Below are 17,226 nucleotides of genomic sequence, written 5' to 3'. Positions count from 1 at the left end.
CGACTCTTCCTGTCTTCCTGACGGCTCTCTCTCATAACTCTCCAGGCATCTTTACATGCCCGGATTGGTCTTGGACCGCATAAGTCCCCCGCCCGTAGCCTCCGGACATCCCCCTCGCCCCGAAGGAGACACGAGCCATGACCGCCAACCCAACCCCTCCGTACGAGAGTTACGTCGAGCCCCTCCTGGACGCGCTCTCGCACTCCCCCGCCCACCCCGCACTGATCACCTCGGAGGGCCGTACCGTCCCGGCCGGGGAGCTGCGCGACGACGTCCTCCGGGCGGCCGCGGAGCTGGCGGCGCGCGGCATCGGCCGGGGCAGCACCGTCGTGCTCCTCACCGGCAACCAGCCCGAGGCGCTCCTCGCCCGCTACGCGGCGAACCTCCTGGGGGCCCGCGTGGTCCACCTCACCGAGGGCACGGCCCCGGAGACGCAGGCGCAGATCGTGCACAGCGTCGGGCCCGCGATGCTGCTCGCCGCCCCCGCCGCGCGGGAGGCCGCCGAGGCGCTGCTCGCCCGGGCCCCGGTCCCCGCCGTGCTCACCCTCGGCCCCGCACCCTTCGGCGAGGACCTCCTGGCCCACGCGGCGCTCCGCGCGCCGCGGCCGGTGGCGGGTGCGGCGCGCGCCGGGGACGACTGGTGCATCCGCTTCACCGGAGGCACCACGGGGATACCCAAGGGCGTCCGGATGGCCCACGGCCCGTACGGGCGGATGCTGGCCCTGTACGCCGGCAGGATCCCGCCCGGGTCACGGCCCCGCTTCCTCGCCTGCACCCCGCTCGCGCACATGGCCGGGATTGTTGCCGACATCACGCTCCTCGCGGGCGGCACGGTGGTCCTGCAGCCCGCCTTCGACGCGGGGGCCGTGCTGGCCGCCCTCGCGCGCGAGCGCATCACCGACATGTGGCTGCTGCCGCCCCTGCTGTACGAGCTGCTGGACCACCCGGACCTGCCGGAGACCGACGTGTCCGCGCTGCGCCGCCTCTTCTACGGAGGAACAGCCGCCTCGGCCCGGCGGCTGCGCGGCGCGGCCGAGGCGTTCGGGCCGGTGCTCCACGGCTGGTACGGGCAGACGGAAGCGGGCAACATCGCCGAGGTGCTGCCCCACGAGCACACGGTGACGGGGCGCGGCGGCCGGGCCACGGCCGGACGCGCGGCCCCGGGCGCCGAGATCGCGATCCGCGACGGGGACGGCAGGCCGGTGCCCCCCGGGGAGGCCGGGGAGGTCCACGTCCGGACCCCCATGATGATGAGCGGCTACTGGCAACAGCCCGGGCTGACCGCGGAGGTGCTGCGCGACGGCTGGATCCGCACCGGCGACGTCGGCTACCTCGACGCCGACGGATACCTCTATCTCGTCGACCGGCTCAAGGACATGGTCGTCGTGGTCGGCGGGCACGTCTATCCGGCGGAGCTGGAGGAGCTCCTGCTCGGACACCCCGCCGTCGCGCAGTGCGCGGCGTTCGGGGTGCGGCGGGCGGACGAGAGCGAGGAGGTCCACGTCGCGATCGTCCCCGCGGCCGTCCCCGCAATCGTCCCCGCGACCGGGCACAAGGCAGGGCACGAGGCGGCGCACGGCTCGCAGGGCGAGGCGTGGCGCGAGCGGATCCGGGACTTCGTGACGGAGCGCAAGGGGGCGATGTACGCACCGAGCGCCGTGCACGTCGTGGACCGTATTCCGCTCACCGCCGTCGGCAAGCCCGACAAGAAACTGCTGGCTCATTCCTGGAGGACGATCCGGCCCAGCAGCGTCACCGTCAGGCCGAAGTAGTCGGCGTGCACGAGCCGCCGGCCCACGGGACGTGTGGTGCCGCCGGCCGTGATCGTGCCGGTGGCCGTGGCCGGGTCGGTGAGGTACGTCTCGTGCTCCTCGATCAGGAGCCGGTACTCGGTGAGCAGCGCCGTGGCCGGCGGGGCGAGCTCGCCGGACCAGACGAAGCCGGTGCCGCGCGCGGTGCAGGTCAGTTCGGCGGAAGGGCCGGCGGCCGTCCAGTCGAGGTCGCCGGTTCCGCTGCCGCGCTTCTGCACGGTGGCGAGGACCCGGCGGCTGGCGGCCATCGCCGTCAGACCCGTCCCGGCCGCTTCGCCGGCGGCGTTGGCGGCGGCCGGGCCGCTCAGCTCGATGCGGAACCGGTTCGCCGCCGTCATGGCGGCGGTGACCGTGCGGTCGGGCAGCAGCTGGACGAATTCCGAGAGCGCGACCTTCGACAGGTGCAGCGGGTCGAGGGACCACGGCTGGTAGCGGGCGAGGGCCAGGCGCACGTACGGGAAGTAGGCGGGGCTGTCGGCGAGGTCGCCGAGGTCCACGTCGATGTCGCAGGTCCACAGCCCCGACGCCTGGTCGAACTGCGGGACGAACGCCACGAGCGGCACCGTCACCTGGCCGCCTCCGACCTGCTCGGCGAGCACGCCGGAGGCGGTGCGCGCCGCGTTCGGGAAGTTGCTCAGCCGCAGGCGGGGCAGGACGGAGTCGTCCGCCCACACGGGGTCGATGCCGCAGCGGGTGACGAGTTCGGCGGGCAGCCGGCTGCCCGGGTCGAGGACGACGGCGAGGAGTTCGTCGTCGCCGGAGGAGAACCAGGGGCGCTTGAGGTAGGCGCGGACCCCGGCGTGCCGGCGGACCTGGGTGACCTGGTGCCGTACGCGGTCGACGGTGCGCTCCCGGCCGAAGGTGGGCACGAGGTGGCTCACTTCGGGCGGTTCGGGGCGGCGGGTGCTGAGCACCGGCCAGCCGTTGCCGGAGGGGCCCCGGCTGTCCGGCCCCCGGCTGGTGATCAGCTCGGTCCGGTCGGTGATCGCCGGGTGGAAGTACTCGCGGAAGCGCGTGGTCGCGGTCGGGGTGTAGGTGACGTTGCGGTGCCGGGTGTCGCGGAACTCGTGCCGCAGCTCGTGGGGGAAGCCGTCGATCCGCAGGTCGTCCTCGAAGGGCCGCACCGTGACCTCGCCGACGTGGGCGCGCCCGGTGATCTGCTGCGGGGCGGGCTCGGTCACGTCGTCGTGCCACTCGGTCCACGTCGCGTCGAGGTCGATCCGGCCGGTGCTCTTCGCGTGGCTCTGCACGGTGCCGGAGATCTCGGCTGAGGTCTTGCCCTCCTCGCGGAAGAACGACAGCTCGCCCAGCACCGGGGGCTGCAGCGGCCGTTCCACGGCGTGCACCAGGGTGACGTCCACCCACGGCGTGATCATCCAGTTCTCGCCGGCCGCCGCCGCGGCGGTCAGCTCGTCCTTCTTCTGCTGCGGCAGCCGCACCGGGTCCTGCCACAGCGCCGAGCCGGTCAGGAGCTGCCAGATGCGGAAGACGCCGAGGTCCGCGGCGTCGACCCGGCAGCTCATACGGACCGTCACCGTCTCGCCCTTGGGCAGGAAGACGGTCACGACGCCGCCCAGCGGTGGGGTCGGCGGGCCGTCGCCCTCTTCGATCCTCAGCCGAAGCGGCCGCGCCTGCGGCCAGGGCCCGGTGAAGTCGTAGGTCTCGGAAGCGTTCGCGCGGGGCAGCCCGCGCAGCGACACGCCGCGCGCCAGGACGTCCGGCAGGTAGGGCAGCAGGAGCTGATCGGCGTTGTGGGTGACGTACTCGCCCTGCTTGAGGCCGCTGCCGCGCTCCACGGGCAGCACGGTCAGCGCGGAGGTGTCGTGCGGGTTGTGCTTGACGACGTGGATCTCGTGCCGGGCCTTCAGGTCGCGGGTGACGCGCGGGTTCTCGGCGAGGCGGACGACCGTGTCGAGGTAGGTGCCGGACTCCCGGGAGGCGGCGGCGAAGTACTCCTCGCGCACCGCGTCCGGCCGGCCGGGCCCGAAGGCGCCGTCGTACTGCCCGTGCTGCTCGGCCATGAGCAGCGCGGACTTGGGCGGGCTGACGTGCCGTTCGTCGAAGTGGCGGTAGCGCCGGTCGGGGCCGTCGAGGGGGTCGCCCGGACCGTGGTCGGGCACTTCGGCGTTCCTGCGCTGCGCCCACTCCAGCGGCGACATGGGCCGGCCGTCCTCGTCGACGGTGCTGCGGATGACCAGCCGCGGCTCCGACTCGCCTTCCAGGAAGGGCCACCGGGGGACGATCGCGGGCGGCGGGACGGGCTCCCAGCGCCCGTAGGTGACCGGGTCGGTCGCGGTGCCTTCCACGGCCGGGGCGCCGGGGCCGAGGCTGTTGCCCGCGAGGTCGACGAGCCGGGCGCGCAGCCGGTAGGTGCGGCCGTAGCGCAGGGCGGGCAGGGTTCCGGCCGTCGGCCGGAACCGGGCGGCCAGCGGGAAGCGGTCCGAGATCTCGGGGTCGGGCACCCGGGGCAGGTTGTCCGCACCGATGGTCCGGCCGGGCGGGGGCGCGGCCAGGCTCCAGCCGTGCCAGCCGAAGAGGGCCTGGTGGACGAAGAGCTGGTTGGCTCCCTGCTTGTCGCGGGTGACGGCGGTGGCCTTGACATGGCCCTCGTCGGGGTCCGCCGTGATAGGCACGGGCGGCTGCCCGGCGCGCCGGATGGCGTAGTCGCCGGTACGGGCGCACAGGGGGAACCAGGCGGCGACGCGGCCCGTCGCCGGGTCGACGACGCCGACGTCGACCCGGTAGCCGCGCACCAGGTGGGCGGCGTCGAGGACCGCCGAGGCGACCGGCCTGCCGTCGGGGCCGACGCCGGCCGAGTGGCGGGCGTCGGCCTCCATCTGGTCGGCGAGCGAGGCGTCGCGGCCCTCGTAGAGGACGGTCAGGCCCGCCCCGTGCAGCGCCGGGAGCGCCGTGGGGTCGCCGGAGTGCGCCCTGGCCGGATCGCTCGCGCGGGTGAGCAGCTGGTCGAGGACGCGGGAGAACTCCACGTACTTCATCGCCGCGCCGTCCACGTCGAGGTCGAGGGTGTGGACCTCGTCGGCGCCCAGCTTGAGCATCCGGTGCCCGTAGAGCCCGTCGTCGGCCGCGTACGCCTCGAAGCGGCGGCCTTCGACGTGGCGCAGCGCGGTCCACGGCCGCAGGCTCTCGTCGGCGTTGAGCCCTCCCTGCGCGGCCGTGAAGGACACCCGGGCCTGCCACCGGTCGGCGAGCCCGGGCGGGGGCGTGACCAGGAGGTCGAGGGCCAGGCCGAAGCGGCGCAGGAGCTCCGGGTAGTCCGCGAGCAGGGCGCACGCGGCGTGGAAGTCGAGGTCCGGAGGGACCGGGGGCGGGGGCGGCGGAGCCGGATCCTCGGGCGCGCCGGCGGGGCTGTCTGCGGTTGCGCCGTCCCGGCCGGTGGCCGGGGCCGGCGGGCGCGCGGGCGTCGCCCGGTCGTAGAAGCGGTACATCTCGGCGAGCCCGAGCAGGGCGCTGTCCTGCCGGTACGGGGCGCTGCTGCGGTCCATGTGCAGCGGCCGGTAGGGGTTCGCCGCCGGGGCCGCGTGCGGCCCGCCGTCGCCGGACGGGTCGGAGGCGTCTGACGCGCTGGAGGTGTCTGACGTGCTGGAGGTGTCTGACGTGCCCGATGAGCCCGATGTGCCGGACGCCCCGCGGATCAGGCTGTCCAGCCGGCCGTAACCGGTGGCCACGTCCCGGGAGAAGCCCAGGATGGTGCCGGTGAGGTTGTTCAGCAGGTCGCCCTGCTCGGGGTGGTCCCAGCTCCCCTGCGGTGCGGGATCGGCTTCGGCGCCCGTACCGGGGCCGGAGGACGCCGAGGTCGCGGCCGCGGCCTGCCCGGAGCCGCCGCTGCGGGGGAATACCCGGCGCTGCGCCGTGGCGGTCACCGCCGCCTCGTACAGTCCCCTGATCTGTTCGTGGACGGCCCTGCTGGGGAACGAGCGCAGGACGGGCGGCCCCGCGGGGGCGGCGGCCAGGGCGCCGCCGGGCGGGCTCACCTTCGTGTCGGGGCCGAACAGCTTCGGCCACAGGGCGCTGTCGGCGGGCGGGAAGCGGCCGGTCTGCGGCTCGGCGGGCACCGCGACGGTCCCGCCGGGGCCCTTGAACTCCACCTGGAGCGCCGCCGCGTAGGTGCGCAGGGTCGCGGGCCAGTCCCGGAAGCTCCCGAAGGCTCCGAGGGTGTCCCCGCCGGTCAGGCGCGGGCTGACCAGGACGGTCAGCCGGAGCTTGCCGTCGGCGGCCGGGCCGTCGGGCAGTACGGTCCACCGGATCGTCTCGGGCATGGCTCAGCTCACTTCCGCGAAGGCGGTGCAGTACTCGGCGACGGGGTCGCGCCGGACGCCGGTGACCGGGTCGGGATAGGGCGCCATCATCTCGGCGAAGGTGACCGGACGGCCGGCGCCGGCCGCCTCGGCCAGGGCCGCCTCGCCGTTCAGGGCGGTCAGGGAGCTCGGCGATCCCACGAAGCGCTTCTCGCACTCGATCGTGACCGACTGCGACCAGAAGCCGATGTGCACGCTGATGGAGATCCGGGCCCGGCCGGAGACCGTGTTCGGCGGCTCGAAGGTCAGCTCCAGGCAGATCTCGATGGAGGCCGAGACGATGCCGAGGACGTCGACCTCCCCCCGGGCCCGGAAGTAGCCCGTCAGCCGCGACTCGTCGGAGGGCAGCTCCAGGCGGTAGTAGATGCCCGCCATCACCGACAGGCTCCCGCTGGCCACCCCGAAGTTCATCGACAGCGCGGCGCCGAACTCCAGGGCCGCCTCCAGCACCGCGACCCGCTCGGGGGTCAGCACGATGCCGAAGAAGCCCCCGCCGCCGAGCAGGGAGACGGTGAGCCGGAAGGGCGCCTGGCGGGTGCAGAAGAAGAAGCCGATCTCCACCGTCCGGCCGATGAACGGCAGGTCGAGGTAGGCGCCCAGGCGCAGGTTCTCCAGACTGAACACCCCGACGGCCAGGTTCGGCAGGGGCAGCGCGTAGCGGGCGGTGATGCCCGAGGGCGTGACCTCGATGCCGGGCGGGTCGCTGAAGCCGTCGACGGGGATGAGCCGGCGCAGCGTCTGGACGAAGGACAGGGGCCCGATGAAGTCGACGCTCTTGAGGACGACGTCGATCTCGGGCTTCTTGCCCGCGCGTGCGCTGAAGCGGACGTGTTTGAAGGACAGTTGCAGGGCGTTGAACGCCGGGACGAGGAGGAGGCTGAAGCGCTCCAGGCTGCAGGTGACGTCCGCGCCGACGGACAGGTCGGAGCGCAGGGACCCGCGCAGGTCGACGACGACCGAGAACCGGCCGTCGTCGTCCGGGACGAAGACCGGCGCGGCGGCCGGATATTTCTGGATCCCCGGGCTCCATTCCAGGCGCGCGTTGACGGCCTCGGGGAGCCTGGCGCCCAGGGCCGCCTTCTCCACGGCGTCGCGGAGGGCGATCGCCTGCCCGGCGGCGGTGGTCCAGGTCGCGACCTGCTGCCGGACATGGATCAGCAGGGCCCGGACGCCGGGGTCGGCGTCGGCGGGCAGGGCGGCCAGCAGGTCGGACAGGGCGGCGGCGAACGCCTCGAAGGCGTTGTCGACGTCCCGCATCTGGGTCGTCGGGGACGGGCGGCCGGGGAGCCGCTCGGCGATGAAGTCGCCGACGGTGCCGACGAACTTCTGCGCGGTCTCGACGACGCGGCGGGCCGCGGCCGGGTAGCGGTCGATCTCGTGGTTGATCAGCTCGCGGACGCGGCGGAGGTCGGAGAGGAAGCCGGTGACGGCGGTGATGGTCTCCGTGAAGAAGTTCGGCACCTTCAGGGGCTGGTCCAGCCCGTCCACCGCCTTGATCACCTTCGCCAGCGGGATCAGGCCCAGCAGGCTGGGGCCGATCTCGTCGCCGCCGCTCAGCGGGCGGAAGAACCCGTCCGGCCGGAAGGCGCCGTCGGCGATGAGGGCGAGCGGGTCCCCGCCCGCGGCGGCCGCGACACCGGAGACGGGCCCCGTCAGCCGGGACAGACCCGCCACGGCGATGCTGGGCGCCGAGAGACCGCCGGAGCGGTCGCGCTCCCTCTGGAAGTCCAGCTTCAGCGGAGAGCCGGCCGGGGTGAGGAGGCTGAGGAAGACCTGGCCCTTGTTGGCCGGGCGGACGGGATCGGCGGCCTGCGAGAAGCCGGAGAGGGCGTAGCGCCGGGCGTAGGCCACCGGCACCGTGGTGGCGGCGCCGGTCAGGCTGCTGACCGCGGGCACGGTGGCGTAGGCCCAGCGGAGCTGCGGGACGAACTGGGCGTTCCGCGAGACGGACGGGGTGCCCGGGCCGGGGGCGGCCAGGGCCGGGGGCGCCGCCATGCCCCACACCATCTGCGCCACGTCGAGCCGGGTGTCGTCGGGCTTGGACCGGGGGGCGAGGGCCACGGACTGGCCGAGCAGGTCGGCACCGGTCTCCTCGGGGACCTCCACCGCGGCGGCGGGCGTCGAAGCGGTGGGCGGGTGCCGGTCCTTGCCGTTGTACTCCCCTACGGCGATGGCCAGTTCGGCGCCGGACGCCTTGCTCTCGTCGAGGAAGAGCAACGGGGTGCGGAACTCCACGAGCCGTCCCTCGTGGTCAACAGCTGTGATCTTGAACCGGTACGGGTTCTCGGAGCCCGTCACCGGGAAGAACTTCGTGCGGTCCGCGGGCGGTACGAGGTCCGGCGTCACGACGGTGTCGATGTGCACGCGGGTGAACGGGAACAGCACGTTCGTCAGATCGCTGTCCGGCTCGGGGCCGGCCGGCAGCGGGGTGCCGGGGTCGTAGATGCGCAGCGGCTGGCGGACCACGACGAACTCCCGCTGGATCAGATAGGTGCCGCGGGGGTCGCCGAACTTGCGCTCGGTGACCCGGACGTGGACCGCCTTGTGCCCGAACGGGCACAGGTACCCCTCCCGCATCACCCTGACGTAGTGGTCCCGGCCCATCGACGCGCGGTGGCGCCACTCCGAGAGCGAGATGCCCACGGGGCGCTCCGGCCACGTGCCGAGGCCGTCCAGCCAGCCGCCCACCGCCGAGAGCATCAGATTGTTCACGTCCACGGGCTTCGGCACGTAGGGCTGCCCGTCGGGCCTGAGCAGCCCGCCGTTGGCGGTGAGCTCGACGATGTCGTGCCGGTCCTGCGGCGTCATCGGCTCCCGGAAAGGAGAGGGCTCGACGGGGCCGGGCGTCCGCCCGCCCTCCCGGTCCCACACGGCGCGCACCCGGGCGCCGTTCAGCCGGGTGTGCCACAGCTCGGCGCGCTCGCCCGGGCCGGGGCCGGAGATCGCCGTCCGGTGGGTCCAGCGGCCCTTCTGGGAGGGGGACAAGTAGAGGCGGTAGGGCAGCTCGATGCCCGTGGCGGGGTGGCCGGGGTCGGCGAGGGGGTCCTGGGGGCGGATCGCCGCGGGGGCGGCGGGGGCGGCGTCCTCGCGCGAGGTCTCGATCACGGCTCCCGCCGCTGCGGCGGCTTCGAGTGTGGCGTCGAGGCCGTAGCGGGCCGTCAGTTCGGCGGTGGTGCGCAGGAGCTGGACGAGGGCGATCGCCCTGGCCGTACCGTCCCGGCCGTCGCCGCCCTCACCACTGCCACCGCCTCCACCGCCATCACTGAAGTCACTGCTGTCGCCGGCGCCGCTCCCGGCCTTCCGGATGGTGACGGCGAGCGGCGCCGTCTCGGGCTCGCGGGCCGCGTCGACCACGCGCATCGGGAGCCTGCGCATGGCGTCGAGCAGCCCCTCCTCGCTGTAGGCGATGGAGTCCTGCGGACCGACCTCGAAGACCAGCACGCTCCTGCCGCTGATCCGGGAGTCCACCGGGAGCTCCCTGGACTCGCCCGGCACTTGGTCGCTGAACGCCTGCTCCACGACGTGCTGGGGGCCGAAGGTGACGACCAGCAGCCCCTCCCGCTGCGGATCCGCGCGGACGAGCCACCGCCTCCCCCCGGAGTCTTCGGTCTTCAGCCCCGGAAAGCCGAAGGAGAGGTCCAGCAGGTCCGTGCCGCGCAGGATGCGGATCGGTGCGGGTGTGCTCATCTCGCCCCCTGTTGCCGTACGCCGGGCGGGTGCTCGAAAAGCGAGCGCGCCGGATCCGAGACACCGATACCGGCCGGGTACCACATGTCACATACCCCGAATGGCGCACCACGTATTGCGCCGAACGAGTGCCGATCCGCGCAACTGCGGGTGGTTCCCGTCCCATTGGCCCCGCCGGCCCCACCCGCCCTGTCGGTCTCCGGCGTCAGGAGAGGGGCTCGCTCAGTTCGACGGCACGCAGGGCGGCGGCGAGCGCCTGTTCGTCGCCGACGTCCAGCGCGGTGTCGGTGAGCTTGATGACGTGCTCGTCGCCGTGCTCCAAGGCGCGTTGGAGGACTTCTCCCGCCGGGACGGAGCCTGCACACGCCGCGGCGACGGGCTGCTCCGGGGCGTACATCGCCGTCACCGCGGCCGACGCCTGCCACGCCGTGTGCAGGCTCGGCACCCACAGGGTGCGCGGGAGGGCGGGGAGGCTGCGCAGTACGGCGTTGGGGGCGGTGGCCGCGTGGACCAGCATGGTCGCCTCGCCGTGACCGTGGGTGGCGTAGCGGTGGGTCGTGGCGCGCACCAGCTCGGTGAGCCGCTGCCGGGCCTCGTCGGGGCCGGTCACGTCACCGGACCAGACCGGCAGGGCGCCGACCAGGGCCAGCCGGGTGGGGAAACCTCCCTCGCGGACACGGATCGGGGGCACGGCCTCCAGGGCCTCGTCCGCGTCCGCGGCGCCGGGGAGCCGCGTGACGCCGGAGAGGGGGTGGTGCCGGGCGGCCCAGTAGCCCAGGGCGTGCGCCAGTTCGGTCAGCCGGGGCTCGCTCTCCTCGTGGTCGAGGAGGGCGCGCACGGCGTGGCCGGTCCGGATGACGGTGTGGGTGGACCCGCCGAACATGCCGGGCAGGAGGCGCGGCCACCACGTCGCGAGGAGGCTCCTCCAGTCCTGTGCGGAGAGGGCGCGGGTGAAGTACGCGATCCAGTCGGCGACCCGGCGCGGGTCCCCCAGCGCGGTGGCCCAGTCGGCGTCGGTGACGGGGGCCACGGGCGTGGGGAAGTCCTCCAGGTGGTCCTCGTAGCGGTCGAGCCAGCGGTGCACCGCGTCCGGCCGGCCGCGCGCCACGAGGGCCTCGGCCACCATCGGTGCGTGGTTGGTGAGCCGCCCGAGCCGTTCGGGACCCGAGGCGTGCAGGCGTTCCAGCGCTTCGTCGAGCACACCGCTCGTGTCGATGGTGTTCATACCGAGCACGGTAGGCAGGCCCGGCGGACTCCGCATCGGGCCCGGGACCGGAGTCGGTGCCGCGGGGCCTAGTTCCCGGGGCGCACGTCAGCCGCGGGGGTCCGTCGGCGCGGTGCGCTCCCCGTGCAGGCGCCGCCGTCCTCCCGTCGCCCGCCGGTCCGGACGGGCGGGCGAGCGGACGGGCCGCGTCAGGCGGGCTTCCGGCCCAGCAGGAAGGCCTGCGGGGTCCCTTCCCCTTCCTCGGGCTCGCGCACCAGCCGGGCGCGTACGACCAGCCCCGCCCCGGCGAGCAGTTCGGCGATGCGGTCCGGCTGCCGCCGGTGGAAGTCGAGCGACACCTCGTGGCCGAAGGGCCGGTCGACGTGCAGGGGTTCGTCGCCGACCTGGAAGGCGAGCAGCAGGGGTGCGCCCGGGGCCAGCACGCGGTGGAGCTCGGCGAAGACCTGCGGCAGCAGTTCCTGCGGGGTGTGGATGATCGAGTAGTAGGCCATGGCCCCGGCGAGCGCGCCGTCCGGTATGTCCAGAGACAGCATCGAGCCCACCTCGAACCTCAGCTCCGGGTGCGTCCGCCGGGCCGTGGCGATCATCTGCGGCGACAGGTCGATCCCGTACGCGGGCAGACCGAGGGCGTTCAGGTGTGCCGTCACGCGGCCCTCGCCGCACCCGATGTCGGCGACCGTCCCCCCACCGGCGTCCTGCACGAGCTCGGCGAAGGCGCCCAGCATCGCCCGGTCCAGCGGCTGGGCGTCCAGGATGTCGCGGTAGCGGTCGGCGTAGTCGGCGGCGATGGCGTCGTAGAACGCCCGGGTCGTGCTCAGGAAGCCTGGTTCGGTCATGGGCAGGCACCCTACTCGGGCCCCGCCGCGGCGGACCGCCGGGGTGAGGCCTCCTGCGACCGGGTCAGACGACCTCCACGGCGTGGCGGACCACGGCGTCGAAGAAGTAGCCCTGCTCGTTCGGGACGGAGCGGGCGGGCTGGGTGTTGCCCGCAGTGTCCGTGGCCCGGGCCAGCAGGTGGGCGGGGCCGGGGCCGCGCGGGTGCCAGGACGTGCTCCAGCGCACCCAGCCGCCCGGACGCGGGGCGTCGTGCAGCCGGGCCGGCCGCCACGCACCGCCGCCGTCCGTGCTCACCTCCACCCGGCGGATCCCTCCCTGCCCCGACCACGACCGGCCCGTCAGCCGGTGCCCGCGGCCCGCGGCGAACACCGCGCCGGGCGCCAGCTCGAAGGCGCTGCGGACCGGCTGGCGGGTCACAGGAGCGCTGCCCCCGGCCGGGTGCGCGGGGCCGAAGAGCCGGTAGAAGACGGTGTTCCACGGCGAGAACAGGGGGCGGTCGGACACTTCGATTTCCCCGACCCATTTGACGGACGCGATGCCCGCCCAGGACGGCACCACCAGCCGCACCGGACTGCCGTGGTCGGGGACCAGGGGGCGGCCGTTCATCTCGTACGCCAGCAGGACGTCGTCCAGGGCCTTCTCCACCGGCATCGGCCGGCGCACCCGCCCGTGGTCGGTCCCTCCGGTGACGAACGCCGCGTCCAGACCGCGCGGCATCACGTCCACCGCCCGCGGCGAGAGGCCCGCCAGGCGCAGGACGTCCGACAGCCGCGCGCCCCGCCAGCGTGCCGCTCCGACGGCCCCCATCGTCCACGGGGTGCCGGTGACCGGGTCGCCCTGCTGGGTGGTGAAGTAGCTCCGGCCGTTGCCCGCGCACTCCAGGCACGCGCTGGTGGTCACGGCGGGCAGCGCGCGCAGGTCCGCGTACGAGAACTCCACCGCGCCGCCGCGCAGCCCGCCGCCCCACACCGTCAGGCGCCACCGCGCGGGGTCCAGGAGGGGCGTCGCCGTGTGGTTGCGGACGAAGAACCGGTCGACCGGGGTGTGGTAGCCCGTGTCCCGCAGCGCCGCCCAGTTCGTCTCGGCGTTCGTGCCCCGGACCGTCAGCAGTGCGGCGGGCAACGGCTTGACGATCCCCGGGGCGCCCGGCTCCTCCGCGGCCGCCGCGGGCCCGGCGACGGCGATTCCCGGGAGCGAAGCCACCGCCCCGGAAGCGCTCACCACTCCCAGGAGGCGCAGCACGCCCCGGCGGGAGATTCCCTCCCCCACCGCCTCCCCTGAGAGGAACCGCCGCAGCCTGTCACGGTCGTAGGCGCGCTCGTACGCGCCGGATCCGCGTCTCGCCGTTCCCATCCGAGCTCCTCCCCGAAGAGCGGGCCGCAGCGCCCATCACACGCTAGGCGACGCCGGACCCGCAGTCCCCACTGCGAATCAGCCACCACCGGACCCGGCGTCCGGGCAGGAAACTGCCGTGAGGTTGACCTGAGTCGAGCTGTACGCCTCCCGGCGCCGGTGGTGCCATGAGCCTCGTCCGGCGGGTCCGCGAGCGAGCCGACCACGCGGGGCGGTGCACCTGGCGAAGGGCGCCTCGGGCGAGGTGACCGTCAGCAATTACCTGCAGGGCAGTGCGCCCGCGCCGAGGAAGCGCACCTTCGTCGGCCCGGTCAGCGAGAGCTGGCAGCTGTCCGACACCCCCTCCCCCGTCGTCTACGCCCCGTGCCGCGCGTCGCTGTACGCCGTCCTCTCCTTCGGTCTGCGGGTGAACGCCGGCACCTCGGACACCTCGGCGACGACCAGCTTCCTGTCGCTGGAATCGTCCGACGAAAGCGATGCCCGCGTCGTCCACCACCTCTCCTGGAAGCGGTGCCCCGGCGCCTGACGGAGCGGCGCTCTCCGCAAGAATCACCCCGTGACCGAAACCTCCGCTCCCGCACGTGCCGACGAGCTCCTCGCCGCTCTCGACCCGCTCCCCTTCCCCCGGCGCGTGCGCCACGTCGCCCGGTGGGCCCGGGAGCTCGGCGCCCGCGGGGAGCTCGGCGCGGTGGTGGCCGAACTGTCCGGGCGCGGGCGCTACGAGCGGGGTGTCGCCGGGCTGGCCGCGGGCGTCGGCCGTGAGGTCGCCTGGCTGCAGACCCGGCTGACCGACCCCGACCCGGCGGTGCGGGTACATGCCGTCGCCGCCGTGCGCCGGGGCCTCATACCCGACGCCGCGGTGGCGGCGGCGCTGGACGACGTCCCGGTGGCGATCCGCCGCGAGCTCGTGCGCGCGGTCGTCGCCGGGCGGCGGACCGCGCTCGCGGAGGCCCTCGTCCGGCCGGTCCGCGAGCGCTGGGGCGACGCCGAGGCGGCGAAGCTCCTGCCGGTCTGCGGGCCCGGGACCGTCGCGGAGCTGCTCCCCCTCCTCTTCCACACCACCGTCCCCTGGCCGAAGCTCGCCCGCCGCCACGCGACCGCGATCCTCGACGAGGCGGAACGCCGGCTCACCGCACTGCCGGAGGACCACCGGCGCCGGTGGTGGCTGTCGTACGGGTCCGTCGTGGCGGCCACCGTGGACGCCGAGCCGCTGCGGGTGCTCGACCTGCTGCAGCGCCTGTGCCACGGGAGGCTGCCCGGACAGGTGCACCGCCGGTTGGGACGGCCGGCGGCCGCCGATCCGGCCGGCACGCTCCGGCTCCTCCTGGCGCCCGGGCGCGAGGACGCGGACCTCACCGGCCTGCGGAAGCCCGTACTGCTCACGCTCGTCCGCCACCGGCCGCCGGGCTTCGACGACCTGGCCCGGGCGCTGGCCCGCCACGAGCCCGCGCTCGCGGGCCTGCTGCGGCTGATGCCGCCGTCGCAGCGCGCCGCGTGCTACGACGCCGCGACGCACGGGCAGGACACCGGCCGTGCCGTGCTGACGGACAGGATCCTGCAAGTGCTGCCGCGGGCGCGGCGGGAGGCCGAGGCCCGGCGCATGGCCGCGCAGGCCCGCGAGCGCGGGGCCGACTGGCGGACGGTCCTGTCTGCGCTGTCGTACCTGCCGGTGGCGGAGGTCCGCGAGGAACTGCTGGCCGCCGCCCGGCGCCCGGTTGCCGAGGACCGGGCGTACGCGTACGGGCTGCTCGTGCGCAACGCCGCCCTCGCCCGCGACCCCGCCGTCGTCACGGAACTCCTCGCCGGCCTGGGCCGGCTGCGCAACGACCAGGAGCCGGTGCGGTCCGCCGCCCTGACAGCGCTCGCCGCCGTGCACCCCTCGCTGTTCGCCCCCGAAGCCGCTCCCCACCTGGACCGCCTCGCCACGTACGCGATCGAGGCGCGGGACTTCTCGTGGTCCGAGAAGACCGCCCTGCGCTCCCTGGCCCACGCGCTGCTGCGCGAACACGGCGCCGCCGGGGAGGGCGGCGAGGAGAGCGAGCCGGCCGCCTGGTCGCTGCGCACCCTGGCGCGGCTGCCCGGCTCCGCCCACGCCCCCGTGCCCCTGCGGCACGGGCAGGAGCACCGGATCTTCGAAGCCCGCCGTCCGTCGCTCGAAGCGGCCGCCGACCGGGCGGACTTCGCCGGGACGCTGGAACTCGCGGGCTCGCTCGGCGAGCGCGCTTACGGCGTACCGGGACTGCAGGCCCTGCTGCGGCGGGCGGTCGAGCACGGCGGCCCCGGCGACGCCCGCAGCGCCGCCTCGTACTGGCTCGGCGACCCGCGGACGCGCGAGGCCCGGGTCACCGAGCTCATCGCGCTGGACCCGTCGGCCGTCACCCTCCCCGCCGTGGAGGCGGTACTGGTGCGCCGCCGCACGGACCTGCTGGACGCCGCCCTGGGCGACACCCCTCCCTACGGGCGCTTCCTCACCAAGGACAGCCACTGGCTGCCGCCGGTCCGCCGGGCGACGGCGTACTGGCTGCCGCGCCATCAGGCCGCCGCCGCACGGCTGCTGGAACGCGCGGCCGGGGATCCGACGCTCACGACGCACCAGCGCGTGCGCGCGATCCGGCTGGCCGCGTGCATCCCGGAGTACGGCACCGAGCTGCTGGTGCGCCGGGCCGGCGACGGCGACGTGCCGCTGGCCGAGGCCGCCCTGGCCGCCCTCGCGTGGACGGACACCCCGGGGCGGCACGTGCGGCTCCTGCTCTCGCACGCCGGCGGGGACCGGGCCCGGGTCGCGATCACGGCGGCGTCCCGCGCGGCCCGGTTCGTCGCGCCGTCCGCCCTGGCCGGGATGCTGCGCGAGCTGCTGACCGCGGCCACCGGGGTGAAGGTGACCAGCCGGAAGGAGGCCGCACGGCTCGCCGCCACGGCGCTGCCCGCGCCCGAGGCGGTGGCCCTCCTGGCCGAGGCGTGCACGCTCCCGGGCCAGCACCACGACGTGCAGGCCACCTGCGTGGCGTTCACGACGGACCTGCTCGCGCACGAGGAGGCGTGGGGGTTGCTGGAGACCGCGGCGAGCGGGCGGAGCGAGCTGCGGACGGCCGTGCTCTCGACCGTGCCCCGCCGGCTGCCGGCGCGGCACCGGCGCCGCTACGCGACGCTGGTCCGGGCCGTGTGCGACACCGACGACGCCGAGGTGGCACGCCAGGCGTACGCGGCGCTCGGCCGGTGGTCGCCCTGGACGCCCGAAGCGGCGGACGTCCTGGTGGCGGCCGTCACCGACCTGGAGAACAGGACGAGCTGGAGCCACGCCGCCGAGGCGCTGTGCGACGTCGTGGTGCTGGCGCCGTCCGGGTCGCCGGACCTCGCCCCGCTCATGCGGGCGTTCACGGCTCTCGTGGACGCCGACGCCCTGCCGGACGCGCCCGACGCGGAGCCCGGCCGCGACCGGCCCGCCCGCGCGCGCATCCGGCGCCTGGTCACCGGCCTGAGCGGCAGGAGCCGGTGGCACACCCGGGCTCTCGGGGAGGCGGCGCCGGCGGTCGCCGAACTCCTCGCGGGCTCGGGGGAGCACGTTCCCGAAGCGGTCGAGCTGATGGTGCGGGTCCTCGACCCGGCCGCCGCGCCGGAGGTCCTGACGGCGCAGCTGGAGCGCCTCGCCCGGCTGCACGAGGGCCGGCCCGCGCTCGCGGCGCGCACGGCCGGCTCCCTCGCCGGGCGCTTCGGCAGCCGCGACGGCAGCGACGAGGCGCTCGCCCACGCGGCCCGCTCCCTCGCGGACGACGGGGACCTTGCCACCGGGCTGTTCGCGCTCGCGCTCACCTCGCTCGGGGGCCGCCGCACCGGCTGGTCCGCGCCCTGGCGCGAGCAACTGCGCTCCCTGCGCCGGCACCCCCACCCGGACGTACGCGACGAGGCGCTGGCCCGGGTGACGGCCACGGAATGAGACACCGCGCGGGGGGCGCGGGCCGTGCCCCGGGCTCCCGTGCTCCCCGTGCTCCCCGTGCTC

At 75.1% G+C, this 17,226-nt stretch carries 8 protein-coding genes; 3 read left to right on the top strand and 5 right to left on the bottom strand.

Annotated elements, in window-relative coordinates; all coding sequences use genetic code 11:
* Positions 1 to 137: 137 nt before the first annotated feature.
* Positions 138 to 1,772: an AMP-binding protein gene (locus NQU55_RS01915; RefSeq protein WP_168093469.1), complete on the top strand. Its 1,635-nt coding sequence runs from the start codon at positions 138 to 140 to the stop codon at positions 1,770 to 1,772.
* Here the strand turns inward: NQU55_RS01915 and NQU55_RS01910 are convergent.
* The 5 genes from NQU55_RS01910 to NQU55_RS01890 all read right to left on the bottom strand — a co-directional run bounded on the left by NQU55_RS01910 (position 1,721) and on the right by NQU55_RS01890 (position 13,229).
* A complete protein-coding gene (locus NQU55_RS01910; RefSeq protein ID WP_168093468.1) occupies positions 1,721 to 6,088 on the bottom strand; it encodes a hypothetical protein in 4,368 nt (1,455 codons plus the stop codon). The two genes, NQU55_RS01915 and NQU55_RS01910, sit on opposite strands and share 52 nt — an antisense overlap.
* Positions 6,089 to 6,091: 3 nt before the next feature.
* Positions 6,092 to 9,814: a hypothetical protein gene (locus NQU55_RS01905; protein WP_256789494.1), complete on the bottom strand. Its 3,723-nt coding sequence runs from the start codon at positions 9,812 to 9,814 to the stop codon at positions 6,092 to 6,094.
* Between the two features lie 205 nt (positions 9,815 to 10,019).
* Positions 10,020 to 11,039, bottom strand: coding sequence for a questin oxidase family protein (locus tag NQU55_RS01900; RefSeq protein ID WP_256789492.1), 1,020 nt, complete (start codon positions 11,037 to 11,039; stop codon positions 10,020 to 10,022).
* A 188-nt stretch (positions 11,040 to 11,227) separates the two neighbouring features.
* Entirely contained in the window at positions 11,228 to 11,875 is a 648-nt protein-coding gene (locus tag NQU55_RS01895; RefSeq protein ID WP_256789490.1) for a class I SAM-dependent DNA methyltransferase, read from the bottom strand.
* Positions 11,876 to 11,939: 64 nt separating this feature from the next.
* Entirely contained in the window at positions 11,940 to 13,229 is a 1,290-nt protein-coding gene (locus NQU55_RS01890; protein WP_168095002.1) for a sulfite oxidase, read from the bottom strand.
* Positions 13,230 to 13,443: 214 nt separating this feature from the next.
* Here NQU55_RS01890 and NQU55_RS01885 point away from each other — a divergent pair, with 214 nt between their 5' ends.
* A complete protein-coding gene (locus NQU55_RS01885; protein WP_168095003.1) occupies positions 13,444 to 13,755 on the top strand; it encodes a DUF4360 domain-containing protein in 312 nt (103 codons plus the stop codon).
* Positions 13,756 to 13,785: 30 nt separating this feature from the next.
* The gene (locus NQU55_RS01880; protein WP_168095004.1) at positions 13,786 to 17,163 is read left to right on the top strand and encodes a hypothetical protein; all 3,378 of its coding nucleotides are present in this window, start codon (positions 13,786 to 13,788) and stop codon (positions 17,161 to 17,163) included.
* The last annotated feature ends 63 nt before the right edge of the window (positions 17,164 to 17,226 follow it).

It is taken from the genome of Streptomyces telluris, assembly GCF_024519335.1.
Taxonomy (GTDB): Bacteria; Actinomycetota; Actinomycetes; order Streptomycetales; family Streptomycetaceae; genus Streptomyces; species Streptomyces telluris.
The sequence above is the reverse complement of the archived record's forward strand: the minus strand, read 5'-3'. Positions and strand labels throughout refer to the sequence as shown.